Origin of the sequence: Microbacterium algihabitans (genome assembly GCF_032464975.1) — a bacterium.
Taxonomy (GTDB): Bacteria; Actinomycetota; Actinomycetes; order Actinomycetales; family Microbacteriaceae; genus Microbacterium; species Microbacterium algihabitans.
The window spans coordinates 271,934-297,579 of record NZ_JAWDIU010000003.1; the positions used below are offsets into that span (position 1 = coordinate 271,934).

Here is a 25,646-nt window from a genome sequence, read left to right on the forward strand (position 1 = left end):
CGACCGTGAGCGAACGCGTCCTGGTCAACCAGTTGAAGTCCCTGCCCGCCGGCCCCGTCGAGGTGTCGGGATGGGTCGAAACCGTGCGCGATCAGAAGAAGGTGCAGTTCGTCGTCCTGCGTGACGAGACCGGCGCCGTGCAGCTGGTCAACCCCGCGACGCGTCCCTCAGAGGAGGCCGTCGACCAGGATGCCGCCGCTCTCGCCCTCACCGAGACGATCGGCGCCCTCTCGACGGGCACGTTCCTGACCGTGCGCGGCGAGCTCAAGCACGACGAGCGCGTGAAGCTCGGCGGCGTCGAGATCAAGGTGGGCGAGCTCGTGATCGCGGCCGCCGCGAACCCCGAGACCCCCATCGCGGCCGACAGCAGCCCCGACAAGCGCATGGACTGGCGCTTCATCGACCTGCGTCAGCGTCGCAACAACCTCATCTTCCGCGTGCAGACCACGCTCGAGCACGCCATGCGCACCTACTGGGTCGAGCGCGACTACATCGAGGTGCACTCCCCCAAGCTGATGGCCTCGCCCTCCGAGTCCAACGCCGAGCTGTTCGAGGTCCCCTACTTCGAAGACAAGACGGCCTACCTCGCGCAGAGCCCGCAGTTCTTCAAGCAGATGGCCCAGGTCGCCGGCTTCGGCAAGATCTTCGAGATCGCCCCCGCGTTCCGCGCCGACCCCTCGTTCACGAGCCGCCACGCCACCGAGTTCACCTCGATCGACGCCGAGATCAGCTGGATCGACTCGCACGAAGATGTCGCGCGTATGCAAGAGGAGCTCATCGCGACCGCGTTCCAGGCGGTCGCCGACAAGCACGGCACCGAGATCCAGGAGCTCTTCGGCATCGAGGTGCAGGTTCCCGCCCTCCCGTTCCCGCGTATCCCCCTCGCCGAGGCGCGCGAGATCGTCGCCGCGCGCGGCTACGACATCCCCCGCACCGACGGCGACCTCGACCCCGAGGGCGAGCGTCAGATCGCGGCGCACGTGGCCGAGACCTTCGGTCACCAGTTCGTCTTCATCACCGACTACCACCCCGAGATCCGCGCTTTCTACCACATGCGCGACGAGGAGACCGGGCTCACCAAGTCGTACGACCTGCTGTTCAACGGCGTCGAGATCACCACGGGCGCCCAGCGCGAGCACCGCGTCGAGGTGCTGATCGAGCAGGCCAAGGAGAAGGGTCTCGACCCCGAGCACCTCGACTTCTACCTCGACTTCTTCCGCTTCGGCGCCCCGCCGCACGGCGGATTCGGCATGGGACTCGCGCGCGTGCTCATGCTCATGCTGGGCGAGTCGTCGATCCGCGAGGTCACGTACCTCTTCCGCGGACCGACGCGTCTCGCCCCGTAAGGTTCGAGCGAGCGACGCCCGGGGTTCACCCCCCGGGCGTTCTGCTGTCATCCGCGGTTTCTAGCGTGCGTTCATGGTCGCTGTCATCCCCGTGGATCCTTCGTCGACCGCGGATGCCGCGCCCGGTCCGGGCTGGACGATCACGCTGAGCGGAGTGCGCCGCGAGCGAGCGGGCTCGGTCATCCTCAGCGACGTCGATCTCGAGGTGGGTCCGGGGCGCATCGTGGCGCTCGTCGGTGCGTCGGGCTGCGGCGCGTCGACACTGCTGCGCCTGGTCACCGGGGCCGAGCGTCCGGATGCCGGCACCGTCACCGTCGACGAACGGTCGGGGGCGGCTGCTCCCCGGGTCGCCGAGGTGCGCGATCGCACGAGCGTCGCCCGTTTCGGTCGCGTCCGTGCGGCCATCGTGAGCGCGGCCCGCCAGGCGGGGGCTCCGGATGCCGAGCGCGAAGCCGATCGCCTGTGCGCGCTCGTGGGTCTGAGCTCGACCGCGAAGCCGGTGAGCCGACTGAGCCACGGTGACCGTCAGCGGTGGGCCGTGGCGCGCGCCCTCGCCTCGCGACCGCGCGCCCTCGTGCTCGACGATGCCCTCGCGGCGCTGCACACCACCGCCCGGGCCGAGCTGCGCGATCGACTCGCCCGCGAACTGCGCGAACGCGGCGTCACGACGCTGTGGGTGACGCGCGACACCACGGAGGCGGCGGCCGTGGCCGACGATCTCGTCGTCATGGCGCAAGGGCGCGTCGTGGCATCCGGATGCCCCGACGAGGTCTTCGCACGGGTCGGCGACGCCGCCGTGGCCGAGGTGCTCGGTCCGGTCAGCGCGGTGCCCGGGATCGTCGAGGGCGTGGTCGTCGAGGTCTGGGGCCAGCACCTTCCGCTCGCCGCGGCCGCGCACGACGGGCACTGCGAGGTCGTCGTCCGTCCCGAGCACGTCGTGCTCGTGGGGCCGGACGCCCCCGGCGTCGACGCGGTCGTCGAAGAGACGACGTTCCTGGGCAGCGTGCGTCGCTCGACGGTGCTCACCGCCGACGGCAGCCGCGTGGTCGTCGAACACGCTCCCGAGCGACGGCTCGACGATCACGATGCGGTGCGCATCGCCCTCGCCGCGGTGCCCGCGACGGTGAAACCGCTCGACGCGAGCGGACCGCGTCAGGCCGGGTAGTCGACCGAGGAGCGCTCGGCGACCACGGAGCGGATGAATCCCGCGGCCTCCTGATGCGCGGGGTGCACCTGGTAGCGCTCGAGAGCCTCGACGTCGGCGAACTCGCTGACGAGCGCGACGTCCCAGTTGGACTGCGGGTAGGCGACGTTGCGGCCGACCTCGATGTGGTCGATCTCGGTCACGACGCCCTTCAGGGCGAGCAGTCGCTCGGCGATCTGCTCGGCGTGCAGCGCACGCGTGTCGGCGTCGTCCGCCGCGAGCTTCCAGAGGACGATGTGACGGATGCTCACGCGGAGGCTCCTTCGGAGTCGGCCGCCAGGAGGGCGGCACGCAGACGGTCGGCCGACACGCGCCAGTGCGCGTGCAGCTCGCCGTCGATGAGGACGACGGGGATCTTCTCCCACCACGTCGAGAACAGCTCGGTGTCATCGGCGATCGAGGCCTGCTCGATCGTGATGCGGTCGGCCACCTCGGCGGGGAGGTCGTCGACGACGGACTCGACGATCTGCTCGGCGACATCGCAGAGATGGCAGTCGGGCTTGCCGATGAGCGTGAGGGTGGTCACGCCGTCCATCCTATGAGGCGCATGCGAGCCGGGGCGGAGCCCACGACGTCAGGACTCGACGTCGTAGCCCGCCGCGATCCAGTCGCCCGTGCCGCCCTCGACGTTGGTGGCGTCGTGGCCGCGCGCCGTGAGGGCCTCGACGACGCGCGCCGAGCGCCCGCCCGCCTGGCAGATCACGTCGAACGGCTCGCCCGGCAGTTCGTCGAGGTGTTCGCCGATCGTCGACATCGGCAGGTTCACGGCACCGGGCACGTGGCCCGCCGCGAACTCGTGCTCCTCGCGCACGTCGATGAGGGGACGCTCGCGCCCCGCGTGCAGATCGTGGACGGAGATGGACTGCATGGCTTCCTCCGAAAGAGAACGAACGGGCACGGCGGATACACGAAGCGCCCGTCGCTTCGGACAGGCGCTCGGTGTGGTGGCCGCTTACTTCTTGTTGCGGCGCTGGTGACGAGTCTTGCGAAGCAGCTTGCGGTGCTTCTTCTTCGCCATGCGCTTACGGCGCTTCTTGATGACAGAACCCACGGAAAACCTCACTAAGTCGGGGTCTGGGTGCCGATGTCGGCGCCCGGGAACACTAGGCGTTTGGAAAAAAGCCTCGGATCAGTCTAGCCGACGTCGGACACCGGTCGTTGCACAGCCTCCACGACCGCCGACTCGGGCACGCGATAGCTGCGTCCGAAGCGCACAGCGGGCAGTTCTCCGGCGTGGACGAGGCGATAGACCGTCATCTTCGACACGCGCATGAGATCGGCCACCTCAGCGACCGTCAGAAACCGCACGTCGGGCAGCTCGGCCATCGTTCACCTCATATTCCGGGTGAACTCACCCTCCTGATGCTGACCCACACTCTAGGGTCTGCGTGCAACGGCTGTAAACCTATGGGCACGCTGTGACGAAAGTGCAACGTGGGACGCCGGGAGCCGGCATCCGGAGCGATCATCTGCCCGGGAGTTTGCGCAGCGCCGTCGAGAACGAGTGCTTGACCGACGCCGCGGCCCGACCCACCACTTCGGCGGCGTGCATCGCCGACTCCGGAAGAGCCGGTTCGTTCTCTTCGTCGATGGAGAAGAAGGGCACGAGCCAGTCGTCCACCTCGTCGAGGGGAGCGACGGCCAGGCTGTAATAGCGGTGCTGGCCCTCTTCGCGCACCGACACCAGCTCCGCCTCGCGCAGCACCTTGAGGTGCTTCGAGACGGTCGGCTGGCTGACCCCCAGCGATGCCACGATCTGCGAGACGCTCGTGCCCCGCTCACCGCCGGTCGCCCGGTCGAGAAGCAACTGAAGGATGTCGCGACGCGTTCCGTCAGCGATCACGTCGAAGATGTCCGCCATGGCATCAGATTAGCGGCGCCCCGGCCGGAGTACCATGATTCGGGTTCGGACACCGGAGGGAGCGGCGCATGGCGGCGACGCCGAACGAGGTTCGACTGTCGACGCGGATGCGTCGCATCGCCTACGAGGCATGGGATCGTCTGCGCAATCTGACGACGGCATCCCCCGCGCGATTCGCGGTCCTGGTGTTCGTGACACTGATCGCTCTGTTCACCGCGCTGTTCTCGCTTCCCGCGGCATCCGCCACCGGTCAGCGCATCGCGTTCGCCGACGCGCTGTTCACCGCGGTGTCGACGATCTGCGTCACCGGCCTGTCGACGCTGAACATGTACTCCGACTTCTCCCCCCTCGGTCGGGCCATCACCTACATCGGCGTCAACGTCGGAGCGCTCGGCGTGCTGACCCTCGCGTCGATCCTCGGCCTGGTGATCTCGAAGCGACTGGGACTGCGCGCCAAACTGATCGCCGCGGGCGACAGCAACCCTCTGCGCGCGCACGGCGGACCGGTGAACGAGGGTCAGACCGTTCGTCTCGGCGAGGTCGGACAACTGCTGCGCACCGTCGCCCTGTCGACGCTGGTGATCGAGGCCGTGCTGACGGTGCTGATCTACCCGTCGCTGATCATCGGCGGCATCAACCCCCTCGTCGCGCTGTGGGAAGCGCCCTATTACGCGGCGATGGCCTTCACGAATACGGGCTTCATCCCCAACGCCGACGGGCTCACGCCGTTCGCGCAGGACTACTACCTGCTCACCGTGCTGATGGCGGGCGTCTTCCTCGGCTCGATCGGCTTCCCCGTCATCTTCACGCTCTGGCGGCACTACTGGCGCTTCCGTCTGTGGTCTCTGCACGCCAAGCTCACGATCATCACGACGGTCATCCTGTTCTTCGCCGGAGCGGGCGTCATACTCCTGCTGGAATACGACAACCCGCTCACATTCGGCAGCATGGATGCGTGGGACACGACGTTCCAGGCGTTCTTCCTCTCGGCCATGACGCGCTCGGGCGGATTCAGCGTGATCAACATCGGCGACCTCAACGGCGCCACCCTGATCGTCGGGTCGATGCTCATGTTCGTGGGCGGCGGATCGGCGTCCACCGCCGGCGGCATCAAGGTCACCACCCTCGCCGTCCTGGCCCTCGCCGTCTTCTCCGAGGCGAAGGGGCGCCCCTCGGTGCAGGCGTTCGGGCGCCGCATCCCCAGCGACGTCCAGCGCGTGGCGCTGTCGGTCGTCGCGTGGGGGGCGACGATCGTCGCCGTCTCGACCGTCACCATCAGCCGCATCACCGACGCCCCCATCGAGTACGTACTCTTCGACGTCGTCTCGGGCTTCGCCACCGTGGGCCTGTCGACGGGACTCACCGCCGAGCTCCCCGACCCCGGGGTCTACGTGATGGCGGCCACGATGTTCATGGGGCGCATTGGTACAGTGACACTCGCCGCGGCCGTGGCTGCTTCGTCCCGGTCGCAGCTGTACGCGCTCCCCGTGGAAAGGCCCATCGTTGGTTGAACGCATCCGCAGTGACGCCCCCGTCCTCGTGATCGGCCTCGGGCGCTTCGGCGCCGCGTGCGCGGGTGAACTCGACCGGCTCGACCGCGAGGTGCTCGCCGTCGACGGCAACCTCGAGCTCGTGCAGAAGTGGTCGGAGCGCGTCACCCACGCCGTCCAAGCCGACGCGCGCAACATCGACGCCCTGCGCCAGATCGGCGCCCAGGACTTCCAGGTCGCCGTGGTCGCGGTCGGTTCGCTCATCGAGGCGTCCGTGCTGATCACCGCCAACCTCGTCGACCTCAAGGTCCCGCAGATCTGGGCGAAGGCGGTGTCGCAGTCGCACGGCAAGATCCTCGCCCGCGTCGGCGCGAACCACGTGATCTACCCCGAGGCCGAGGCCGGAGAGCGCGTCGCGCACCTCGTCAGCGGCCGCATGCTCGACTTCATCCGCTTCGACGACGACTTCGTGCTGGCCAAGATGTACCCGCCCAAACTCGTGCGCGGGGTGGGCCTGAACGAGTCGGGCGTCCGCTCGAAGTACAACGTCACGGTGGTCGGAGTGAAGAGCCCGGGCCGCCCGTTCCGCTACGCGGAGGCCAACACCGTGGTGACCAACCACGACCTCATCATCGTGTCGGGGACGAACAGCGACATCGAGCGCTTCGCGTCGCTCGACCGCTGAGCGTCCCCACCCGTCGCCGCCGCCTCGGGCTCAGGCGTCGATGTCGAGCGCGAGGTCGACCTCGTCGTCGACGCCGAGCCCCTCGGCATCCTGCAGCGCCTTCTTGATCGGAACGACGTACCCGCCGTCCTTCGGCCAGAGCGAGGTGGTCACGGTCGTGCCGCCGATGGTGACGGATGCCGGGATCATGCCCCAGCCGTAGGTGACGAGGGACGCGACTTCGGCGATCATCGCGGCCTCGGCCGGCGGCACCGAGACGAAGTGGTACGGCGCCGGACCGCGCCAATACCAGATCGTTCCGGTGAACCGCAGGCGCACGGTCAGCTCCCCGCGGCCAGTTCCTTCGCGCGGGCCAGGGCGGCCTCGGCGGCGGTGGTGAAAGTCGAGGCGAGGTCGGCGTCCTGCAGCACCGCGACGGCGCGTTCGGTCGTGCCCTTCGGGCTCGTGACGCGACGGCGCAGCTCGGCCGGCTCGTCGTCGGAGGCCGCCATGAGGGCGGCGGCGCCGATGAAGGTCTGCTCCGCGAGCAGGCGGGCCTGGTCGTGGTCGAAGCCCATCCGTTCGGCCGACGCGGTGAACTGCTCGGCGAGCAGGAAGACGTAGGCGGGGCCCGACCCCGAGATGGTGGACAGCGCGTCGATCTGCGACTCGGGCACCTCGACGACCGCTCCGACGGTCTCGAACAGGGCCCGCACGACCGCGACGTCGTCGGCCGACGCCGAGGCTCCCGCCGCGAGGCCCGTGACGCCCTTGCCCACGAGCGACGGGGTGTTCGGCATCGAGCGGATGACGGCGACGTCCGTGCCGAGGTGGCGCGCGAACGTGTCGAGTGTCACACCGGCCGCCAGGCTCACCACGACGGCGCCCGGCCGCAGGTGCGGGGCGATCTCATCGAGCAGATCGGGCACCATCGCGGGCTTCACCCCGACCAGGACGATGTCGGCGGATGCCGCGGCCTCGGTGTTGCCGGTCGGACGCGCTTCGAGGGCGACGCTGGTCACGCCCTCGAGGTCGGCGAGCTCTGCGGCCTTCGCGATCGAGCGATTGGTGGCCGTCACGCCGCCCTCCGCGAGTCCCGACGCGACGAGGCCGTGCAGGATCGCCCCGCCCATGGACCCGGCTCCGAGGATCGCGATCGGGGGCAGCGAGAGGGTGGCATCCGTCATGCGCCCAGTCTACGAAGACCCCTCGCGACGCGGGGCACGCCGGGTGCGACCACAGGGGTCGCGCGTTAGAGTCGGGAAGCGGTGTACCGCGGCACCGGCGAGCGATACGGAGGACCCTGGATGACTCTCTTCGACGGCATCAGCGCGCGCCTGGTCGAGACCGACCGGCTGGGTGTCAACGTGCTCGAGCGCACGGGCGACGACCCGGCGACGACGCCCGATCACACGGTCGTGTTCGTCCACGGCAACGTCTCGTCGTCGCTGTTCTGGCAGGAGATCATGCAGGACCTGCCGAGCGACCTGCGCGTGCTCGCCGTCGACCTGCGCGGGTTCGGACGCACCGAACACACGCCCCTCGACGCCACCCGCGGCGTGCGCGACTTCAGCGACGACCTGTTCGCCACGCTGCAGGCCCTCGACATCCCCGAGGCGCACCTCGTCGGCTGGTCGATGGGAGGCGGGGTCGTGATGCAGTTCGCCCTCGACCACCCGGTGCGCTCGCTGACCCTGCAGGCCCCCGTGTCGCCCTACGGCTTCGGCGGCACCCGTCGTGACGGCTCACGCCTGAATGACGAAGACGCCGGGACCGGCGCGGGCGCGGCCAACGCCGACTTCATCCAGCGTCTGATCGACCACGACACCACCGCCGACGCCCCCACCTCGCCCCGGTCGGTCTTCCGGGCGGGTTACGTCGCGCCCGGCTACGAGAGCGAGCACGAAGACGTGTGGGTCGAGTCGATGCTGACCACCTCGACCGCGGGCGGCAACTACCCGGGCGACTCGGTCCCGACCGCGACGTGGCCCGGCTTCGCCCCGGGGACCACCGGGGTGCTCAACAGCTTGGTGCCGAAGTACTTCGACGTCTCGGGCATCGTCGATCTCTCGCCCAAGCCCCCGATCCTGTGGATCCACGGGACGGCGGATGCCATCGTGTCCGACGAATCGTTCTACGACCTCAACCACCTCGGCGCCCTCGGCGTCGTACCGGGCTGGCCCGGGGCGGAGGTCGCCCCCGCGCAGCCGATGGTCTCGCAGACGCGCGACGTGCTCGCGGCGTATCAGGAGAAGGGCGGCGAGGTCACCGAGGTCGAGATCGAGGGGGCCGGTCATTCGGTGCACCTCGAGCGTCCCGCGCAGTTCCGTCGCGCGCTGCTGACGCACATCGGCTACGTCGGCCGGCCCGCCGACCCCGCACCGCCGACCGAGGCGATCATCCTGCGCTCCGCCGACTGACCTCTCCCCCGCCCCGCCCCACACCGCCCCCTGGAGCTGACCGTGGAATACTGCCTGTTCACCGAGCCCCAGCAGGGCTTCTCGTACGACGACCAGCTGGCCTTCGCGCAGTCCGCGGAGCGCCACGGCCTCGACGGGTTCTTCCGCTCCGACCACTACCTGCGCATGGGAGAGGGCGACCCCCGTCCCGGCCCCACCGACGCGTGGACGACGCTCGCCGGCCTCGCCCGCGAGACCTCGCGCATCCGCCTCGGCACTCTCGTGTCGTCGGTGACGTACCGGGTTCCCTCGATCCTCGCGATCCAGGTCGCACAGGTCGACGCCATGTCGGGCGGTCGCGCCGAGCTGGGCCTCGGTACCGGATGGTTCGAGCGCGAGCACGAGGCCTACGGCATCCCGTTCCCGCCCAAGCGCTTCGATCTGCTCGAAGAACAGCTGCAGGTCGTGACGGGGCTCTGGCAGACCCCGGATGCCGAGACCTTCAGCTTCGACGGCGAGCACTACCGGCTCGACCGGGCGCCGGCGTTGCCGAAGCCCGTGCAGTCGCGCGTGCCGGTCATCGTCGGCGGCGGCGGCCCCAAGCGCACCCCCGCGTTGGCCGCGCGGTACGCGACCGAGTTCAACATCGGCTTCGTCGCCGAAGACGTGGTGGCGGAGAAGTTCCGCGTGGTGCGGCAGGCGTGCGAGAGCATCGGGCGCGACCCCGAGACCCTCCAGCTCTCGGTGGCCCTGCCCACGATCGTTGGCGCCGACGACACCGAGATCGAGCGCCGCGTCGCCGCGATCGGACAGACGCGCGCGCAGTTCGACAACGGTGCCAACCTCATCGGCTCCCCCGCGCAGATCGCCGAGAAGGTCGAGCGCCTGCGGGCTCTGGGTGCGTCGCGCGTGTACTTCCAGCTGCTCGACCTGCGCGACGTCGAGCACGCCGACCTCGTGGGCGCGGAGCTGCTGCCGCTGCTACCGCGCTGACGAGGCCGCGTCGTCCGAGCCGCGACGGTCGCGGAAGAAGGCCTGGAGCTGAGCGGTGGCGTGCTCCTCGTGGACACCGCCGACCACCTCGACGCGGTGCGGCAGACGCCGGTCGCGCAGAAGGTCGTACATCGACCCGGCGGCTCCCGCCTTGGCATCCCACGCCCCGAACACCACGCGCGGGACGCGCGCCTGCAGGATCGCGCCCGCGCACATCACGCACGGCTCGAGGGTGACGACGAGCGTGCAGCCGGCAAGGTGCCACGATCCGAGGCGCGTCGCCGCCTGCCGAAGCGCGACCACCTCGGCGTGCGCCGTGGGATCGTGCGTGACCTCGCGGAGGTTGCGCCCTTCGCCGATGACCTCGCCAGCGGCATCCAGCACCACCGCCCCCACCGGCACGTCGTCGTCGCTCGCGGCGGCGTCGGCGAGCGCGAGAGCCCGACGCATCGCGTCGAGGTCGCGGGCGGTCGAGATCACAGAAGCTCCAAGAACGGGGGCTGAGCCGCGCGGGTGAAGAGGTTAGCCTTGAGCCTATGCGTGTCCACGTCGCCGACCACCCGCTCATCACCCACAAGCTGACGGTGCTGCGTGACGTGCAGACGTCGTCGCCGGTGTTCCGTCAGCTCACCGAAGAGCTCGTGACGCTCCTCGCGTACGAAGCCACCCGCAACGTCCGCGTCGACCCGATCGAGATCCAGACCCCTGTCACCACGACCATGGGCGTGAAGATCAGCGAGCCCCGCCCGATCGTCGTCCCGATCCTGCGCGCCGGACTCGGCATGCTCGAGGGCATGGTCAAGCTGCTCCCCACGGCCGAGGTCGGATTCCTCGGCATGGTGCGCGACGAAGAGACCTTCGAGCCGACGACGTACGCCGAGCGCCTGCCCGACGACCTCAGCGACCGCCAGTGCTTCGTGCTCGACCCGATGCTCGCCACCGGCGGCTCGCTCGGCGCGGCCATCAAATTCCTCTTCGCACGCGGCGCGCAGGACGTGACCGCGATCTGCCTGCTCGGCGCTCCCGAGGGTGTCGCGGCGATCGAGAAGCAGGTCGAGGGCCACGACGTCACCCTCGTGCTGGGCGCCGTCGACGAGCGCCTCAACGAGAAGGGCTACATCGTGCCCGGTCTCGGTGACGCCGGCGACCGCCTCTACGGCACCGCCTGAGGTTCAGGCGCGCCGGGCCTGCCCGGTGCGCCCTGATCGCGGCGTCGCCGGTCAGTCGGCCTCGGCCACGAGACGCGCGAACGCGCTGAGGCGCGCGACGCCCTCGGGGGTGCGCGGGAGATCGTCGAGCAACGCGGGCGAGTAGACGACGTACGCCGCCTGCATCGCGCGCGAGACCGCGACGTTGATGCGGTTGCGCAGAAGCAGGAACTCGAGTCCGCGCGGGGCCTCGCGCCCCGACGACGCCGCCAACGTGAGGATGGCGACGACGGCCTCCTTGCCCTGGAACCGGTCGACGGTGCCGACCGGTACGTCGGCGAGTCCCGCGGCCAGGAGGGCTTCTTCGACCGCGACCTGCTGGGCGTTGTAGGGCGTGATCACGATGATGTCGTCGGTGCGCAGGGGACGCGGCTCGTGCACCGTCGCGGTGTCTCCGGGTCCGCCTTCAGCGCCCGTCCAGACACGGCCGACGAGCCCGCCCACGATGCGCGCGACCTCGGCCGCCTCCTCGGACGAGAAGGTCGAGTTTCCGCGATGGCGAACGGGCACGACGTGCACGCCCGGCTCGACACCTTCGAGATGACGAAGAGCTGTCGAGGGGTGCGCCTCGAGGCGACCCTCGTACGACAAGCGCGAGACCGGTCCGGCGACGGCCGGGTGCATGCGACGGGTGCGGGCGAGGAAGTAGCCGAGCTCGGCGGGCACGACCTCGGCGCCGTCGATGATCCAGCCGAGGGCGGACGTGTCCACCGGCTCGGGGTGGGTGCCCTGACTCACCTGCGGCAGCTGCTGGGGATCGCCGAGCAGAAGCAGTCGCTGCGCGGCGAGAGAGACCGCGATGGTCGAGGCGAGCGAGAACTGCCCCGCCTCGTCGATGACGAGCAGGTCGAGGCTGCCGCGCGGGATGCGCGTCTCGTGGCTGAAGTCCCACGCGGTGCCACCGACGACGAAGCCGGTTTCGGCGTTCTCCGCGGTGAACGCCGAAACCCCGTTCTTCGGCAGCACCGTGAACGCGTGAGGCGCGGTCGGGTCTTTGGGGGCCTTCCCGACGCGCGACGCGGGGACGCCGGCGACGATCACCTGGTCGAGCATGTGCTCGATGGTCGCGTGCGATTGCGCCACGACGCCGATGCGGTAGCCGCGCTCCGCGACGAGGCGGGCGATGACGTGCGACCCCACGTAGGTCTTGCCGGTACCGGGAGGGCCCTGCACCGCGAGGTAGCTGTGGTCGAGGTCGGCGACGCTCCGCGCGATGGCAGCGACTTCATCGTCTCCGTCGCCGCCGTCCACGGCCGTGACGGGAGCGAGACTGCCCGACCGCGTGCGCGGCGGAATGCGGCGGAGGATGTCGGCCGCCGGACCGTCGGGGATGCGAGGGAGAGCGGCGAGCACCTCGTCGGCCCACGCGTCGATCGCCTTCTGCTGGTTCCCCGCGCGCGGCGGCGCCGGTGGCGTCAGCGCGAGGGGGAGATCGTCCCACGTCACGCCGTCTGCGGCGGTCTCTTCGACGATGGCCCCGTCATCGAGCACCTCGCGCACCGTCACGCGCCGCGCACCGTGGATCCACCGCGGGCGGGTGTCGAGGGGGAACGGCGCCGGGAGGTCGTAGACCGCGAAGGGGTCGGAGTCGACGCTCAGGCGGGTGCCCGGGGCGACGTCTCCGCGCAGCTCGACGAGGCGGCGCTCCGATCCGCGCCCCGACTCGGGGAAGTGCCAGTCGGCGACGACCCGTGAGCGCGACGCGTCGACCACGACCACGTCGCGCGTCTCTTCCCACACCGACACCGGCTCGCGCAGACGCAGGAAGTGGGTGGCCCAGTAGGTCTTCTCTTCACGCGGGTAGTAGTCGATCGCGGCCGCCGCGAGGCGGAGCGCCTGGGCGTCGGCGGAGTGTTCGTCGGTCTCGGCCGCGCTCGCGGCCCAGCGCTGCAGAGCGGTCGCCCGCGGAGAGGGTTCGTACGTCTGCTCGTCGGGCTCTGCTCCCCGGGCGGGGACGGCGCCCGCCTCGCGCGCCCGGTCGACCAGCCAGTCGCGCAGGCGGCGCGTCGAGACGCAGTCGTAGCGGTTGTAGTCGGCGAGGTCGTCGAGCACGCGCTGCGCGCCGGCGGCGTCGCCGTCTGCCGCGAGGGCCCGCGCCTCGACGTACTTCACGATCGAGTCGTCGCCGCGCTGCACGTCGCTCGTGCGCACCTCGTCGCCCATGTAGAGCGGCTCGAGCTTCTTGATCGAATACGAGCGCGATCCGACGCGCAGGGCGCGCCGCACGACCGGGTAGAGGTCGACGAAGACGCCGTCGCGCAGCAGCCGGTCGACATCGGCCTCGCGCACGCCGTAGCGCGCCGCCATGGTCAGCAGGTGCGTGGGCTCGTAGGGCGCGTAGTGGTAGATGTGCATGTCGGGGTACTGCTGCCGACGCAGGGCCACCATGTCGAGGAACCGCTCGAGGGCGAGGCGCTCCTCGTCGAAGGTGTGGGCCCACAGCTCGCCGTAGACCTCTCGTGTGTCGACCCACCCGAACAGGTAGTCGATGCCCCACTGCACGCCCGCGCCCTCGGTGTACAGCGGGTCGCCCTCGAAATCGAAGAACAGGTCGCCGTGGTCGGGACGCGGCAGCACGCCGAGGGACTTCGGCGCCACCACCTCGAACGTCGGCACCGCGGGGGCGCTGTCGGCGGTGTCCGTCGCTGCGGGGTCACCGGGGACGCCGGCGGGGCTGGTGAGCTGCAGTCGCGCCTGCGTCCGCAACGAGGCGAACGTGTCGCCGCTCATCGCCGTCGGCGGCTCGGTGGCCGCGGCGAGGTCGTCGATGGTGCGGATGCCGCCCGCGCGCAGGCGATCGCGCTGCACCGGCCGCATGCCGGCGACCACGAGCAGGTCGCGATGGGCGACGACCTCGAGCTCGCAGGTGGCGCAGCGGCCACACGCGATGACGTCAAGGTCTCCGCGCGGGTCTCCCCACGCGATGACCGGGCCCGCGAGGCCGAGCTCGACGCGACGGTCGGCGATGAGGGCGTGCAGGCGCGCGCGCCTCAGCGCGAACACCGGCAGAAGGTCGTCGACGCGGTGCGTGCTGGTCGTGCCGTCGCCGAGCAGGAGCTGCACCTCGTCGGCGCGCGCGACGCCCAGGCGGTCGAGCTGATCGACGTAGGCCGCGAGCTGCATGAGCGCGGTCACCCGCGCCCGGCGGGCGAGCTTGGTGTCTTGCACGAGCCACCGGCGCGGCGCGCCGGACCCGTCGGCGGGCTCGCGCACGAGGAAGTCGGCGAAGCCCACGAACTCGTCGGTCGCGAACGCCGCCTGGTAGACGACCTCGGCGCTCGGGTCCGCCAGCGCGGCGTCGGTGAGGCGGACGGCCTCGGCGAGCGCCTCGGCATCGGACGAGCGGGCCGCCGGGATCTCGCGCACCGCGTCGCCGAGACGCCGGCGGTACTCCTCGAGCACCCGCTGCTCGTGCGCGGTGCCGAGCCGCGCGGCGCGCTCGAGGGTCGCGTCTTCGGGGTCGTCGACCGGGGCGATGCGGCCGATCTTCGCGTCGATGGCGCGCAGCCACGCGAACTCGCACTCCGCCGCCGCCTTGAGGTCGCTGGCGCTCCAGACGATCCGCGCGTCTTGCTCGATGTACCGCATGGTCGTCAACGCTAATCGGGACCACCGACATCGGTCGTCGCCCGTCCACAGCCGGGGTCCGATCGCCAAGGGTGGCCACGGTGTCGGAGGCTCCTGCCAGACTGGAGCGGTGATCACCGATCTGCCGTTCGAGAGCGTCTACCGTCACGGATTCGCGCGCGTGGCGGCGTGCACGATCCCCGTCGCCGTCGCCGACCCCGCGACGAACGCCGATGCCGTGCTGAGCGCCGCGCGGGAGTGCGACGCGGACGGCGTCGCGGTCGCGGTGTTCCCCGAGCTGTGCCTGAGCGGCTACGCGATCGATGACCTCGTCATGCAGGATCCCCTGCTCGACGCGGTCGAGACGGCGCTGGAGCGTCTCGTCGCGGCATCCGCCGATCTGCTTCCCGTCCTGCTGGTCGGCGCTCCCCTGCGGCACGGCAATCGCCTGTTCAACTGCGCCGTGGTCGTGCACCGGGGCCGCGTGCTGGGCGTCGCCCCCAAGTCGTACCTGCCGACGTACCGGGAGTTCTACGAGCACCGCTGGTACGCCCGCGGCGACGACCAGGCGGGGGGCGAGATCCGCGTCGCCGGCGAGACGGTCCCGTTCGGTCCCGACCTGCTCTTCGCCGCCACCGACGTCCCCGGTCTGACCGTGCACGCCGAGGTGTGCGAAGACGTGTGGGTGCCGATCCCCCCGTCGTCGAGCGCGGCCCTCGCCGGAGCCACCGTGCTCGCCAACCTCTCGGGCAGCCCCATCACGATCGGTCGCGCCGACGATCGGTCGATCCTGTCGCAGTCCCAGTCGATGCGCTGCCTCGCCGCCTACGTGTACGCCGCCGCCGGCCAGGGCGAGTCGACGAACGACGTCTCGTGGGACGGGCAGACGATGATCTACGAGGGCGGGCGGCTGCTCGCCACCACCGAGCGCTTCCCCGACGGTCCGCGCCGCAGCGTCGCCGATGTCGACCTCGATCGGTTGCGGCAGGACCGCCTGCGTCAGGGCACCTTCGACGACAATCGCCGCACGGTCGACCCGCACTTCCGGACCGTGACGTTCGAGCTCGCCCCGCCCGCGGGTGACCTCGGCCTGCGGCGCGCGCTCGACCGCTTCCCGTTCGTCCCCGACGACCCCGCCCGGTTGGCGCAGGACTGCTACGAGGCGTTCAACATCCAGGTGTCGGGCCTCGTGCAGCGCCTGCAGGCGATCGGCTCGCCGAAGCCGGTGCTCGGCGTCAGCGGCGGGCTGGACTCCACGCATGCGCTGCTGGTGATCGCGCGGGCCATGGACCGCATGGGCCGCCCCCGCAGCGACATCCTCGCCTACACGCTCCCCGGCTTCGCCACGAGCGCGAAGACCAAGGGCAACGCGATCGCCCTCGCCGAGGCCGTGGGCGCGACGATCGAAGAGATCGACATCCGCCCCGCGGCATCCGAGATGCTCTCGCGCATGGGTCACCCGTTCGCGGCCGGCGAGCCCGTGCACGACGTCACGTTCGAGAACGTGCAGGCGGGTCTGCGCACCGACTACCTCTTCCGCCTCGCCAACATGAAGGGCGGGATCGTCATCGGAACGGGCGACCTGTCCGAGATCGCGCTCGGCTGGTCCACCTACGGCGTGGGCGACCAGATGAGCCACTACTCGGTCAACCCCGGCGTCCCCAAGACGCTGATCCAGCACGTCATCCGGTGGGTCATCTCGGCCGGCGAGCTGAGCGACGCGACCGTCGACGTGCTGCAAGACGTGCTCGACACCGAGATCAGCCCCGAGCTCGTGCCGGCCGGCCAAGACGGCCGCATGCAGTCGACCGAAGACCGCATCGGCCCGTACAACCTGCACGACTTCTCGCTCTACCACGTCATGCGGTACGGCTTCCGGCCGTCGAAGATCGCGTTCCTCGCGGCGCACGCCTGGGGCGATCCGGATGCCGGGTCCTGGCCCGCCGGCTATCCCGAGGGCGAGCGTCCGTCGTACGACCTCGACACCGTGGCGAAATGGCTCGAGGTGTTCCTGCAGCGGTTCTTCGGGTTCGCGCAGTTCAAGCGCTCGGCGATCCCCAACGGTCCGAAGGTCTCCCCCGCCGGGTCGCTGTCACCGCGCGGAGACTGGCGCGCACCGTCGGACGGCAACGCCCGCGCGTGGATCGCCGAGTTGCACGCGGCGGTGCCGGGGGCTTTCGACCGCGCCTGAGGCGTGGCATCCGGTGTCCCTTCTCCCCAAGAGGGAGCGGGGTCACCAGCCCATGGAGCCCGGCACGCCCTTGAACGGACCCGCGAGGTCGGCGGTCACCCACCCGCCGTAGAACCCGCCCGGCTGGGGCTCGACCGTCTCGCCCGCGAGCACGACGCGATCCATCGGGCCGGCGTACAGTGCCACGCGGTCTTCGAGCGCCTCGTAGCCCGGCATGGGGTGCGGGTAGTTCCAGGCCGCACGCGGAGCGACCGCTCCCCCACCGCCGTGGACATCGAAGTACCGCGCGCCGCCCTTGAACTCGCAGAACGACGCTCCCTCGCCCAGTGTGAGCGCACCACCGAAGGCCGAGATGGGCAGGTAGTACACCGGAGGGTGACTCGTCTCGAGCACGCGCACCACGTCGTCGGTGTCGACGATGCGGGTGCCGCCGAAGTCGATCTGCACGCGTTTGTCGACCCGCTCCACCCGGGGCGGGCGGGGGTAGTCCCACACGGATTCCTGGCCGGGGCGGACGGGGTCGGGAGCGGGGCGCGACATAGGCCCACGCTACGCCGCGCGGGGCCGTTGCGGGGCGTTCCCCCGAGACGGAATCGGGGGGACAGTCGCTTTTCGGTAGCCTGAGCAGAAGGGGGAATCGTGAGCGAACAGAAGGTGACGTCGGGTGAAGGCCGGCGCTATCGCGTGTACCAGGTGGCCGGGCTCGTGCTCGGCGTGCTGTTCGTTGCTCTCGGCGTCGCCGCGTTCTTCGCCGGCGGCGGACCCGTCATCGCCACCATCGCCGTCCTCGGAGGTCTCGCCGTGCTCATCGTCTCGATCATCATGATGGTGCGCTCGTGAGCGCCCCCGACGGCGGCAGCGGCGACGGCAAGAAGAAGTACCCCCCGGGAACGGTCGTCATCTGGATCGCCGGCGCGGGCGTGGGCGTGTGGCTGTTGATCAGCGGCCTCATCGGCATCCTCTCGGGCGGCAACTGACCGCGCGTTCCGTGCCGCTCGCGGCGCGTTGCGGGAATGCACGCCGAGCGTCACCGTTGACCACAGGGCCAGCGAACCTCGACGGAAAGGGCATCATGACCCGCATTGGACGCAGCGACCTCGACATCCTCCCCCTCTCGCTCGGGGGCAACGTCTTCGGCTGGACCGCCGACCGCGACACCTCGTTCGCGGTGCTCGACGCCTTCCACGCGGGCGGAGGCGATTTCATCGACACCGCCGACGCGTACAGCGCCTGGGTTCCCGGCAACTCCGGAGGCGAGAGCGAGACGCTCATCGGCGAGTGGCTCGCCTCGCGCAAGCCCGCGAACGTCGTCGTGGCCACCAAGGTCAGCCAGCACCCGGAGTTCCGCGGCCTGTCGGCCTCGAACGTGCGCGCCGCGGCCGAGGCATCGCTGAAGCGCCTCGGTGTCGACGCGATCGACCTCTACTACGCCCACTTCGACGACGCCGAGACACCGCTCGAAGAGACGGTGGCCGCCTTCGCCGACCTCGTCACCGACGGCCTCGTGCGCTACGTCGCCGTGTCGAACTACACCGCCGAGCGCATCCGCGAGTGGATCTCGCTGGCCGAGGCGGCCGGGGCCGATCTGCCCGTGGCGATCCAGCCGCACTACAACCTCGTGCACCGCACGCAGGTCGAGAGCGAGATCGTGCCCGTCGCCGAGCAGTACGGGATGTCGCTCGTGCCCTACTACGCCCTGGCGAGCGGCTTCCTGACCGGCAAGTACCGGTCGTCGGATGCCGCCGGGTCGTCGCCGCGCGCCGAAGGGGCGGCGAAGCTCGCCACCCCCGCGGGTCTCGCCCTCATCGACGCACTCGAGGAGGTCGGTGACGCGCACGGCGCCTCGATCGCCTCGACGGCACTCGCCTGGCTGCGCGCGCAGCCCACGGTCGCCGCCCCCATCGCCAGCGCCTCGAAGGTCGAGCAGGTCGCCGACCTTCTCGCGAGCACGTCCCTGGAGTTGACCGCCGACGAGGTGGCCCGTCTGTCGGAGGCTTCCGCGCCCGCTCAGGGCTGACATCGACCCGGCCGAGCCCCGCTCGAGGGGCTCGGCCGGTTCCGGTCCCGGAGGTCGGTGAGCGCTTCACCGATCGGGGACAATGGCAGGGTGAAGCTTCTCGTCGCCGCCCATGCCTCCGAACTCGTCGCCTTCGAAGACGACATCCCCGGTTTCGAGCGTCTGCTCACGGGAGTCGGCAAGATCCCGGCGGCCTACGCCCTCACGCGGGCTCTCGCGACCGGCGAGTACGACGAGATCATCGTGGTGGGCACCGCCGGAGCCATCGACGACGAGGTCGAGGGCGGTATCTACGACATCGCGGGAGCGATCCAGCACGATGTGAAGGGCCTCGACGGCACCTTCGGCGAGCACGTCTCGCTGCCCACCCGTGTGGACACCGGGGTCGAGGGCGTGGTCATCGCGACCGGTGACCACTTCGTCGACGACGCGGAGGCCGTGCGCCTCATCCGCGGTCTCGGCGCCAGCCTGGTCGACATGGAGACCTACGCCCTGATCTGGGTCGCGCAGCAGTTCGAGGTGCCGGTCCAGGTTCTCCGCGCCGTGTCGGACCGCGCCCAGGACGGCGCCACCGAGCTGTGGGACGACGTCGTCGAGCGCTGCAGCCACGAGCTGCGCGCGGAGTTCCGCACCCGCTACGGCGTCTAGTCGTCGCTGCCGAACGGCGTCTGCGAACCCGAGCGGGCGCGGCCGGCGAGATCGGCGACGCCCACGATGAGTGCGAGGCCCAGGAAGACGCCGACCGTGATCATCCCCGACGCGTAGGCGTCGTGGTACAGCACGGCCTGATCGTCGACGCTCCCCTGCTCGCGGTAGACCGTGGCGTAGAACAACGCGAGGGCGATCGCGGTTCCGACCGCGGTTCCGATGCGCTGCCCCAGCTGTCCGACCGAGCCCGCGACGCCGCCGCTCTTGACCGGGATCTCGGCCAGCGTGAGCGTCTGGTTCGGCGAGATGACGAGACCGCCGGCGAACCCGCCGAAGGCCATGACCGCGGCCATCGCCCACGGCGTCCACTCGGGTGCCGTGAAGAGCGCGACAAGCACGAGGGCGCCCGCGGTGACGACCATGCCGAGGATGCCCCAGACCACCAGGGGGCGTCCGAATCGGGTGACGAGATTGCCGCCGATCCACGAGCTGCCGGCCGAGGCCACCGCGAAACCGATGGTCACCATTCCGGCGAAGACCGGAGCGAGCCCGAGTCCGCCCTGGAGGAACAAGGTGCCGAGCAGGAACATCGCGGGCACGGCGGAGAAGTAGGCCGTCGAGATCAGCACGCCGTTGCGGTACGACGACAGCGAGAAGATCGAGAACGGCATGAGCGGCATGTGGCCCCGCTCGGCGTACCGGCGCTCCCAGAACACGAACGCCGCGGCGAACACGACGGATGCCACGAGGAACCACCACCGGTTCGGGTCATCGTCGGGGCTGCCGGTGGTGAACAGGAACGGCCACATGAGGGCGAGGATCGTCAGAGCGAACAGCACCACCCCGACCGGGTCGAGATCGAGCCGACGATGCGACTTCGTCCGGGTGTCGGGGAGCAGCCACGCCGCGAGGGCGATCACGATCGCCACGAGGGGGATGTTGATCCAGAAGATCAGGCGCCAGCCGTCGGTGTCGCCGCCCAGGGCGATCAGCAGGCCGCCGAGGGTGGGACCGAACGCGGTGGCGATTCCGATCGTGGCTCCGAACAAGCCGAAGGCGCGACCGCGCTCTTTGCCCTGGAACAGCTGCTGCACGAGCCCCAGCACCTGCGGCATCTGAATGCCGGCCGCCACCCCCTGCAACAGGCGCGCGACCAGCAGCACCGTCGTGTTCGGCGCCAGCGCGCACGCGAGGCTCGTGACGAGGAAGAGCGACAGCCCCACCAGGAAGAGCATGCGGCGCGAGCGCAGGTCGCCGAGCCGACCGGCGGGGACCAGCACGAGGCCGAACGTCAGGATGTACCCCGACACGACGAGCTGCAGCTCGGTCGGCCCGGCGTTCAGCGCCGCCTCGATGGAGGGCAGCGCGACGTTGACCTTCGTCAGGTCGAGGATCGTGAGAGCGGCCACCGCCACGGCCACCCAGTACGCCCGCCACCGATGCCGCGGCGACAGGACGATGTCGCGTGTCGGGGGGTGGGCGGAGTCCGTGGGTGCAGGCGGTTGAGACATCGATGCCGACGCTACTCCCGACCTCCCGCACCGGGTTCGGGCTTGCATCCGACGCGAGCGCCGCTACCGGGAGACACGAGGGGACCGGCCCCGGCGCCCGCGCTCAGTCGACGTCGCGACGCGCGAACACCGCCCGCAGCACGAAGAACACGATCACGGCGACGACGGCCACGGCCACGAGCCGGAACACGAAGGCGAGGAGCGAGAAGAGGATGTTCACCAGGACCCACGCGATGATGACGGCCACGACGACGCCGACGATGGTCCAGATGGTGCTCTTGCGCATGTTTTCAGCGTAGTCGGCCGCGTCACCACCTCGCTCACCCGGTCGGCGCCACGGCCCCCTGCCGGATGACGCTCTGCCCGCGCGGGGTCGCGGCGACGTGCAGCTGGGCGGGGAGCTGATCTTTCATCGACGCGACGTGGCTGATGATCCCCACGGTGCGTCCGCCCTGGCGGAGTTCGTCGAGGGTGCGCATCGCGAGCTCGAGCGTGTCGTCGTCGAGGGAGCCGAAGCCCTCGTCGATGAAGAGCGTGTCGAGGCGGATGCCGCCCGCACGGGCTGTGACGACCTCGGCGAGGCCGAGAGCGAGGGCGAGGGAGGTGAGGAAGGTCTCGCCGCCCGACAACGACTGCGGGGGTCGGAACTGGCCGGTGAAGGCGTCCATCACCTCGATGCCGAGGCCGCTGGCCGCGCCGCGCGCCGCGAGGGCGTCGGTGTGCTGCAGACGGTATCGGCCCGCCGACATGTGCTCGAGGCGCAGGTTGGCCGCGGCCACGATCTCTTCGAGTTCGGCGGCGAGCACGAAGGTCTCGAGGGTCATCCGGCGCGTGTTGGGCGCCCGACCGGCCATGGTGTCCGCCAGTCGCGCCACCACGGCGTGCTCGTCGGAGAGCGCCGCGATGTGGCCCTGCGCCTCGTCGGCTCGATGGGCGATCCCACGCAGGCGATCAGCCAGCGCTTGCGCGGTCGCGTGGCCGGCTGCGGCGGTCTGCAGGCGCGCCCGCGCCTCGGACACGGCGGCGGCGAACGGTGCCGGATCGACCGGCTCGTCTGCGTCGTCGACCAGTTCGAGCTCGAGCTCGAGCAGACGTTGCTTCGCGGCGGTCACCGCGGCATCGTGCTCGGCGACGGTGGCGTCGAGGCGCTGTCGCTCGGCGGGGGTGCGCCGGGCGGCGGTGACGGCGTCGACGTCGGCGAACGGGCTCGCGCCGACGAGTCGGTCGAGGGCCTCGTCTGCGACGCGGGCCGCGTCGTCGGCCGCACGGAGCTGAGCGCGGGCATCGCGGAGCTCGCGGACGGCGGCGCGACGCGCGCGCAGGTCGTCTCGACGCGCGGAGACCGAGGCGAACTCTCCGCGGGCCTCGCCCACGGCGGCGCTCACGACGTCGACGCGGTGGGCGAGGAGGGCCGCCTCTTGACGCACCGTTGCGAGCTCATCCACGAGGGTCTCGATGCGTGCCGCGATCTCGCGATCGAGGTCGGCGCAGCGGCGGCGCTCGGTCTGCACGACATCTCTCTCGAAGACATCCGCCTCGGCTGCGGCCAGCGCCGCCTCTGCGTCGTCGAGTCGCGCGGAAAGCGTCTGCACGTCGTCACCCCCGGCGCGAGCTGAGGCCAGGGCGTGCTCGTCGCGCGCGATGCGCGCGGCGTCGGCGGCGAGGCGATCGGCGGCCGCCGCGGTGTTCTTGCGGTCTTCTGCCGCCGCGATCTGGTCGTCGGTGACGGGCTCGCCGTCGCCGACCGCGGGACGGGGGTGCTCGGTCGAACCGCACACCGCGCAGGGTCGCCCGTCGACCAACTCATGGGCGAGCTCCGCCGCCGCGCCGGCGAGGCGCGCGCGCAGCAGGGTCGTCCACGCTTCGACGGCCTGCTGCAGCTCATCGGCGCGGACCAGCGAGGTGAGGTCGGCGTGCTCGCGTTCGTTGAGCAGACGGTCGGCCTGCCGCGCCGCCTCGAGACGCCGGCGGGTGTCGTCGCGGGTCGCGAGGGCGGCTTCTCGACGCGCCGCCGCACCCTCGAGCCGACCGAGTCGCTCGTCGAGGTCGCGAAGCACCTCGGGCACCTCGGCGCGGCCGTCGACCAGGGTGGAATGCTCCGCTTCAAGGGTGACGACGCGCGCCGCGGACGCGGCGCGTTCGGCCTCGAGCCGTTCCAGCTCGACCTCCGCCGCGCGGGCCTCTTCGGCGCGGGAGAGCAGACCGGTGAGCGCGTCGTCGCGGGCGCGGAGAGCGTCATCGTCGTCGTCCGCCGGCTCTTCGCCGATCGAGCGGACGACCTCGATCGCGGCGGCGGATCGCACCCGAGCGGCTTCGGCGGTCGTTCGCGCCGACGCCGCGGCGTCCAGCGGCGCGCCCAGGGCCTCGGCCTCGGCTGCCTCCGCCGCCTCCCGACGGGCGCGATCGACGGCGTCAGCGACCTCGTCGAGCGCGGCGAGACGATCTCTCATCCGCAGTCTCTCGACCTGTCGATCGTGCAAGGCCGTCGCGGCGCGCTCCGCGGTGAGAGCGCCGTCGAGGCGCTGATCGCTCTCGTCGCGCTCACGCGCGAGGGTGTCGACCCGGTAGTCGGCGCGCTCGACGGCCCGGACGAGGCGGGAGAGGCGGTCGGTGACGCCGAGACCGGCGAGGCCCTCGACAGCGGTGGGTGCAGAGTCGCCCTCGGTCACCGCGGCCTCATCGAGGTCCGCTGCGAGCCGTTCGGCCTCATCGAGGAGAGTGGCGACCTCGACCCCCTCGTTCGCGAGGCGCTCGGCAGCCCGCTTGCGGCGATCATCGACCTCGGCCGCGTACTGCTCGAAGGTGCGCGTGCCGAAGAGCGTGCGCAACAGGCTGAGGCGTTCGTCGTTCTTGGCCAGCAGGAAGCGCGCGAAGCGGTTCTGCGCGAGCAGGATGACCTGCAGGAACTGCTGCTGGGTCAGCCCCAGGATCTCGTCGAGGCGGGCGGCGACGTCGACCGGTCGCGCGGCGACGCCCGTCCATCCCTCGGGCGCCAGTACCTCGAGCACCGCCCGGTGGGGTTCTCGGGTGGTGCCGCCGCCGCGGCGCTTCGGCCGCTCGAACTCGGGCGATCGCGTCAGACGCCAGCGGTCGCCTTCGGCGCCGAACTCCAACGTCACGCGCGTGGGGTCGTCGGGTTCGCAGTGGTCGCTGCGCAGCCGGCGCTCCCCGCCGTCGTAGCGGGGGACGCCGCCGTAGAGCGCGTAACAGACGCCGTCGAGGATGCTCGACTTGCCGGCACCGGTACGCCCCGTGATCAGGAAGATGCCGTCGGCCGCGAACGCGTCGAAGTCGACCTCTTGCGTCTCGAGGAACGGGCCGAAGCCCTCGAGTTCGAGCCGGTGGAGCTTCATTTCGCGGCCTCCGCCACCGAGCGGGAGTCGAGGACGTCGCGGATCAGCTCGCGCTCGGCGTCGGATGCTCCCTCTCCTTCTCTGACGTGCGCGAGGAAGGCCTCGATGATCTCGCCGTCGTCGCGGGCGGCGCGCACGCGCGCGCTGTAGGCGACGCCGTCATCGGCGCGGACACCGGCAGGCTGGTGCACCACCGTCGCGCACCAGGGGAAGCGCGCCTGGAGACGGCGCATGGGATCGGGTTGGGGTGTCGCGTCGGTGTACTCGGCGCGCACCCAGTGCTTGTCGTGTCCGTCGAAACGGGGATCGACGAGCAGGTCGTCGAGCGACCCGCGGAGGGTGACGAGAGGGCGCGGGACGGGCAGGTCGATCCAGCGCACCGACGCCAGCCCCGTGGCGTCGAGGTCGACGAGCCACGACCCCCGGGGCTTGCCCTCTTCGGAGAAGCTGTAGTGCAGGGGCGCCCCCGCGTACCGCACGCGCTCGGACAGCTGCTGGCGGCCGTGGATGTGCCCGAGCGCGACATAGTCGGGTCCGTCGAACGCCGGGAGCGGGACCACGTCGAGTCCACCCTGACGGATCTCGCGCTCGACCCCCGGGGTGGCGTCGACACCGGCGGCGAAGCAGTGCGCCGCGACCACCGAGCGCCCCCCTCGCCGAGCGAGGTCGGAGCGGACGAGGTCGAGCGCGTGCTGCATGGTCTGCGCCTGGCTGCGCAGCTCGACCCCCTCCCAGAGATGACGCACGATGGCCGGCTCGAGGTAGGGGATGCCGTAGAAGTGGACTGGTCCGTGCTCGTCGTCGATCGAGACGGGGGTGCCCACCGATAAGGGGTCGGTGACCACCGCGATCTCGGAGCGCAGCAGGGCGGACTGGAACCCGAGTCGTGCGGCCGAATCGTGGTTGCCGCTGGTGACCACGACGCGCGCGCCCTCGTCGGCGAGAGCGGCCAGCGTCTGCGACAGCAGCGGATAGCACGCCGCCGAGGGAGCGGCCGAGTCGAACACGTCGCCCGCGACGATGACCACGTCGACCTGATTCTCGCGCACCTGGGCGACGAGCGCCTCGAGCACCCCGCTCAACGCGTCGAGCGTCGAGAACCCGTGGAAGGAGCGCCCGATGTGCCAGTCGGAAGTGTGGAGGATCCGCATGCTCACACGGTACGTCGGACCTCCGACATCGGCTCGCAGCGAC

General features: G+C 70.9%; 27 protein-coding genes. 12 read left to right on the top strand and 15 right to left on the bottom strand.

Features of this window, described 5'->3' with window-relative positions; genetic code table 11:
- The first annotated feature begins 5 nt into the window (after positions 1–5).
- A complete protein-coding gene (gene aspS, locus RWH43_RS10955) occupies positions 6–1,346 on the top strand; it encodes an aspartate--tRNA(Asn) ligase (RefSeq protein ID WP_316001494.1) in 1,341 nt (446 codons plus the stop codon).
- A gap of 73 nt (positions 1,347–1,419) precedes the next feature.
- Positions 1,420–2,511, top strand: a complete 1,092-nt coding sequence (locus RWH43_RS10960) for an ABC transporter ATP-binding protein (RefSeq protein ID WP_316001495.1) — start codon at positions 1,420–1,422, stop codon at positions 2,509–2,511.
- Here the strand turns inward: RWH43_RS10960 and RWH43_RS10965 are convergent.
- The 6 genes from RWH43_RS10965 to RWH43_RS10990 form a co-directional block, all read right to left on the bottom strand.
- Positions 2,499–2,801, bottom strand: a complete 303-nt coding sequence (locus RWH43_RS10965) for a Dabb family protein (RefSeq protein ID WP_144832400.1) — start codon at positions 2,799–2,801, stop codon at positions 2,499–2,501. The genes RWH43_RS10960 and RWH43_RS10965 overlap by 13 nt on opposite strands.
- Positions 2,798–3,076, bottom strand: a complete 279-nt coding sequence (locus tag RWH43_RS10970) for a glutaredoxin family protein (RefSeq protein ID WP_316001496.1) — start codon at positions 3,074–3,076, stop codon at positions 2,798–2,800. The genes RWH43_RS10965 and RWH43_RS10970 overlap by 4 nt, the downstream gene beginning before the upstream one ends.
- Positions 3,077–3,124: 48 nt before the next feature.
- Positions 3,125–3,418: a rhodanese-like domain-containing protein gene (locus tag RWH43_RS10975; RefSeq protein WP_144832394.1), complete on the bottom strand. Its 294-nt coding sequence runs from the start codon at positions 3,416–3,418 to the stop codon at positions 3,125–3,127.
- An 84-nt stretch (positions 3,419–3,502) separates the two neighbouring features.
- On the bottom strand, positions 3,503–3,601 hold the full coding sequence (locus RWH43_RS10980) for a 30S ribosomal protein bS22 (RefSeq protein ID WP_003792170.1): 99 nt from the start codon (positions 3,599–3,601) through the stop codon (positions 3,503–3,505).
- Positions 3,602–3,684: 83 nt separating this feature from the next.
- A complete protein-coding gene (locus RWH43_RS10985; protein WP_144832390.1) occupies positions 3,685–3,876 on the bottom strand; it encodes a helix-turn-helix domain-containing protein in 192 nt (63 codons plus the stop codon).
- Between the two features lie 139 nt (positions 3,877–4,015).
- On the bottom strand, positions 4,016–4,411 hold the full coding sequence (locus RWH43_RS10990; RefSeq protein ID WP_144832387.1) for an ArsR/SmtB family transcription factor: 396 nt from the start codon (positions 4,409–4,411) through the stop codon (positions 4,016–4,018).
- A gap of 107 nt (positions 4,412–4,518) precedes the next feature.
- Here RWH43_RS10990 and RWH43_RS10995 point away from each other — a divergent pair, with 107 nt between their 5' ends.
- On the top strand, positions 4,519–5,922 hold the full coding sequence (locus RWH43_RS10995; RefSeq protein WP_230705185.1) for a TrkH family potassium uptake protein: 1,404 nt from the start codon (positions 4,519–4,521) through the stop codon (positions 5,920–5,922).
- A complete protein-coding gene (locus RWH43_RS11000; protein WP_056224009.1) occupies positions 5,915–6,586 on the top strand; it encodes a potassium channel family protein in 672 nt (223 codons plus the stop codon). The genes RWH43_RS10995 and RWH43_RS11000 overlap by 8 nt, the downstream gene beginning before the upstream one ends.
- Positions 6,587–6,616: 30 nt before the next feature.
- Here RWH43_RS11000 and RWH43_RS11005 read toward each other — a convergent pair whose 3' ends face one another.
- Both RWH43_RS11005 and proC read right to left on the bottom strand, forming a co-directional pair.
- Positions 6,617–6,904: a DUF1905 domain-containing protein gene (locus RWH43_RS11005; RefSeq protein WP_144832381.1), complete on the bottom strand. Its 288-nt coding sequence runs from the start codon at positions 6,902–6,904 to the stop codon at positions 6,617–6,619.
- Positions 6,905–6,906: 2 nt separating this feature from the next.
- Positions 6,907–7,752 (bottom strand): pyrroline-5-carboxylate reductase, encoded by an 846-nt coding sequence (gene proC / locus RWH43_RS11010; RefSeq protein WP_144832378.1) that lies wholly within the window; start codon positions 7,750–7,752, stop codon positions 6,907–6,909.
- A gap of 120 nt (positions 7,753–7,872) precedes the next feature.
- Here proC and RWH43_RS11015 point away from each other — a divergent pair, with 120 nt between their 5' ends.
- Together RWH43_RS11015 and RWH43_RS11020 are read left to right on the top strand one after the other, a co-directional pair.
- Positions 7,873–8,985 carry an alpha/beta fold hydrolase gene (locus tag RWH43_RS11015; protein WP_230705022.1) on the top strand — a complete coding sequence of 371 codons (1,113 nt, stop codon included), beginning with the start codon at positions 7,873–7,875 and terminating at the stop codon, positions 8,983–8,985.
- A 42-nt stretch (positions 8,986–9,027) separates the two neighbouring features.
- Complete coding sequence (locus RWH43_RS11020) at positions 9,028–9,957, top strand: LLM class F420-dependent oxidoreductase (protein WP_154097286.1); 930 nt, start codon at positions 9,028–9,030, stop codon at positions 9,955–9,957.
- Here RWH43_RS11020 and tadA read toward each other — a convergent pair.
- Positions 9,946–10,407 (bottom strand): tRNA adenosine(34) deaminase TadA, encoded by a 462-nt coding sequence (tadA, locus tag RWH43_RS11025; protein ID WP_230705184.1) that lies wholly within the window; start codon positions 10,405–10,407, stop codon positions 9,946–9,948. The genes RWH43_RS11020 and tadA overlap by 12 nt on opposite strands.
- Before the next feature lie 86 nt (positions 10,408–10,493).
- Between tadA and upp the strand changes: the two genes are divergently transcribed.
- On the top strand, positions 10,494–11,126 hold the full coding sequence (gene upp, locus RWH43_RS11030; RefSeq protein WP_076677423.1) for a uracil phosphoribosyltransferase: 633 nt from the start codon (positions 10,494–10,496) through the stop codon (positions 11,124–11,126).
- Positions 11,127–11,177: 51 nt separating this feature from the next.
- Here the strand turns inward: upp and RWH43_RS11035 are convergent, their stop codons facing one another.
- Positions 11,178–14,753 (bottom strand): TM0106 family RecB-like putative nuclease, encoded by a 3,576-nt coding sequence (locus tag RWH43_RS11035; protein ID WP_144832369.1) that lies wholly within the window; start codon positions 14,751–14,753, stop codon positions 11,178–11,180.
- Positions 14,754–14,862: 109 nt separating this feature from the next.
- Here RWH43_RS11035 and RWH43_RS11040 point away from each other — a divergent pair, with 109 nt between their 5' ends.
- Entirely contained in the window at positions 14,863–16,923 is a 2,061-nt protein-coding gene (locus tag RWH43_RS11040; RefSeq protein ID WP_144832366.1) for an NAD(+) synthase, read from the top strand.
- A gap of 42 nt (positions 16,924–16,965) precedes the next feature.
- On the opposite strand, the gene RWH43_RS11045 is transcribed toward RWH43_RS11040, so the two are convergent.
- Complete coding sequence (locus RWH43_RS11045; protein WP_144832363.1) at positions 16,966–17,463, bottom strand: DUF427 domain-containing protein; 498 nt, start codon at positions 17,461–17,463, stop codon at positions 16,966–16,968.
- A 99-nt stretch (positions 17,464–17,562) separates the two neighbouring features.
- Here RWH43_RS11045 and RWH43_RS11050 point away from each other — a divergent pair, with 99 nt between their 5' ends.
- From RWH43_RS11050 to RWH43_RS11065, 4 genes are all read left to right on the top strand, one after another.
- Positions 17,563–17,763, top strand: coding sequence for a hypothetical protein (locus tag RWH43_RS11050; protein ID WP_144832360.1), 201 nt, complete (start codon positions 17,563–17,565; stop codon positions 17,761–17,763).
- The gene (locus RWH43_RS11055) at positions 17,760–17,900 is read left to right on the top strand and encodes a hypothetical protein (RefSeq protein WP_316001497.1); all 141 of its coding nucleotides are present in this window, start codon (positions 17,760–17,762) and stop codon (positions 17,898–17,900) included. Before RWH43_RS11050 ends, RWH43_RS11055 begins: the two co-directional genes overlap by 4 nt.
- Before the next feature lie 95 nt (positions 17,901–17,995).
- Positions 17,996–18,940 (top strand): aldo/keto reductase, encoded by a 945-nt coding sequence (locus RWH43_RS11060; protein WP_154097283.1) that lies wholly within the window; start codon positions 17,996–17,998, stop codon positions 18,938–18,940.
- A gap of 90 nt (positions 18,941–19,030) precedes the next feature.
- Complete coding sequence (locus RWH43_RS11065) at positions 19,031–19,588, top strand: phosphorylase family protein (protein ID WP_154097282.1); 558 nt, start codon at positions 19,031–19,033, stop codon at positions 19,586–19,588.
- On the opposite strand, the gene RWH43_RS11070 is transcribed toward RWH43_RS11065, so the two are convergent.
- The 4 genes from RWH43_RS11070 to RWH43_RS11085 form a co-directional block, all read right to left on the bottom strand.
- The gene (locus RWH43_RS11070; RefSeq protein ID WP_230705019.1) at positions 19,585–21,099 is read right to left on the bottom strand and encodes an MFS transporter; all 1,515 of its coding nucleotides are present in this window, start codon (positions 21,097–21,099) and stop codon (positions 19,585–19,587) included. The two genes, RWH43_RS11065 and RWH43_RS11070, sit on opposite strands and share 4 nt — an antisense overlap.
- A gap of 103 nt (positions 21,100–21,202) precedes the next feature.
- Positions 21,203–21,385, bottom strand: a complete 183-nt coding sequence (locus RWH43_RS11075; RefSeq protein WP_144832350.1) for a hypothetical protein — start codon at positions 21,383–21,385, stop codon at positions 21,203–21,205.
- Positions 21,386–21,419: 34 nt separating this feature from the next.
- Positions 21,420–24,452 (bottom strand): AAA family ATPase, encoded by a 3,033-nt coding sequence (locus RWH43_RS11080; RefSeq protein WP_316001498.1) that lies wholly within the window; start codon positions 24,450–24,452, stop codon positions 21,420–21,422.
- Entirely contained in the window at positions 24,449–25,603 is a 1,155-nt protein-coding gene (locus RWH43_RS11085) for an exonuclease SbcCD subunit D (RefSeq protein WP_316001499.1), read from the bottom strand. The genes RWH43_RS11080 and RWH43_RS11085 overlap by 4 nt, the downstream gene beginning before the upstream one ends.
- Positions 25,604–25,646: the final 43 nt, after the last annotated feature.

Coding starts and splice junctions, on each gene's coding strand:
- RWH43_RS10975 (WP_144832394.1), bottom strand. CDS start 3,418: ATGCAGTCCATCTCCGTCCACGATCTGCACGCGGGGCGCGAGCGTCCC.
- RWH43_RS11035 (WP_144832369.1), bottom strand. CDS start 14,753: ATGCGGTACATCGAGCAAGACGCGCGGATCGTCTGGAGCGCCAGCGAC.
- upp (WP_076677423.1), top strand. CDS start 10,494: ATGCGTGTCCACGTCGCCGACCACCCGCTCATCACCCACAAGCTGACG.
- proC (WP_144832378.1), bottom strand. CDS start 7,752: ATGACGGATGCCACCCTCTCGCTGCCCCCGATCGCGATCCTCGGAGCC.
- RWH43_RS10985 (WP_144832390.1), bottom strand. CDS start 3,876: ATGGCCGAGCTGCCCGACGTGCGGTTTCTGACGGTCGCTGAGGTGGCC.
- RWH43_RS11085 (WP_316001499.1), bottom strand. CDS start 25,603: ATGCGGATCCTCCACACTTCCGACTGGCACATCGGGCGCTCCTTCCAC.
- RWH43_RS11075 (WP_144832350.1), bottom strand. CDS start 21,385: ATGCGCAAGAGCACCATCTGGACCATCGTCGGCGTCGTCGTGGCCGTC.
- RWH43_RS10990 (WP_144832387.1), bottom strand. CDS start 4,411: ATGGCGGACATCTTCGACGTGATCGCTGACGGAACGCGTCGCGACATC.
- RWH43_RS10960 (WP_316001495.1), top strand. CDS start 1,420: ATGGTCGCTGTCATCCCCGTGGATCCTTCGTCGACCGCGGATGCCGCG.
- RWH43_RS11060 (WP_154097283.1), top strand. CDS start 17,996: ATGACCCGCATTGGACGCAGCGACCTCGACATCCTCCCCCTCTCGCTC.
- RWH43_RS11015 (WP_230705022.1), top strand. CDS start 7,873: ATGACTCTCTTCGACGGCATCAGCGCGCGCCTGGTCGAGACCGACCGG.
- RWH43_RS11045 (WP_144832363.1), bottom strand. CDS start 17,463: ATGTCGCGCCCCGCTCCCGACCCCGTCCGCCCCGGCCAGGAATCCGTG.
- RWH43_RS10995 (WP_230705185.1), top strand. CDS start 4,519: ATGCGTCGCATCGCCTACGAGGCATGGGATCGTCTGCGCAATCTGACG.
- RWH43_RS11080 (WP_316001498.1), bottom strand. CDS start 24,452: ATGAAGCTCCACCGGCTCGAACTCGAGGGCTTCGGCCCGTTCCTCGAG.
- RWH43_RS11070 (WP_230705019.1), bottom strand. CDS start 21,099: ATGTCTCAACCGCCTGCACCCACGGACTCCGCCCACCCCCCGACACGC.
- tadA (WP_230705184.1), bottom strand. CDS start 10,407: ATGCGTCGGGCTCTCGCGCTCGCCGACGCCGCCGCGAGCGACGACGAC.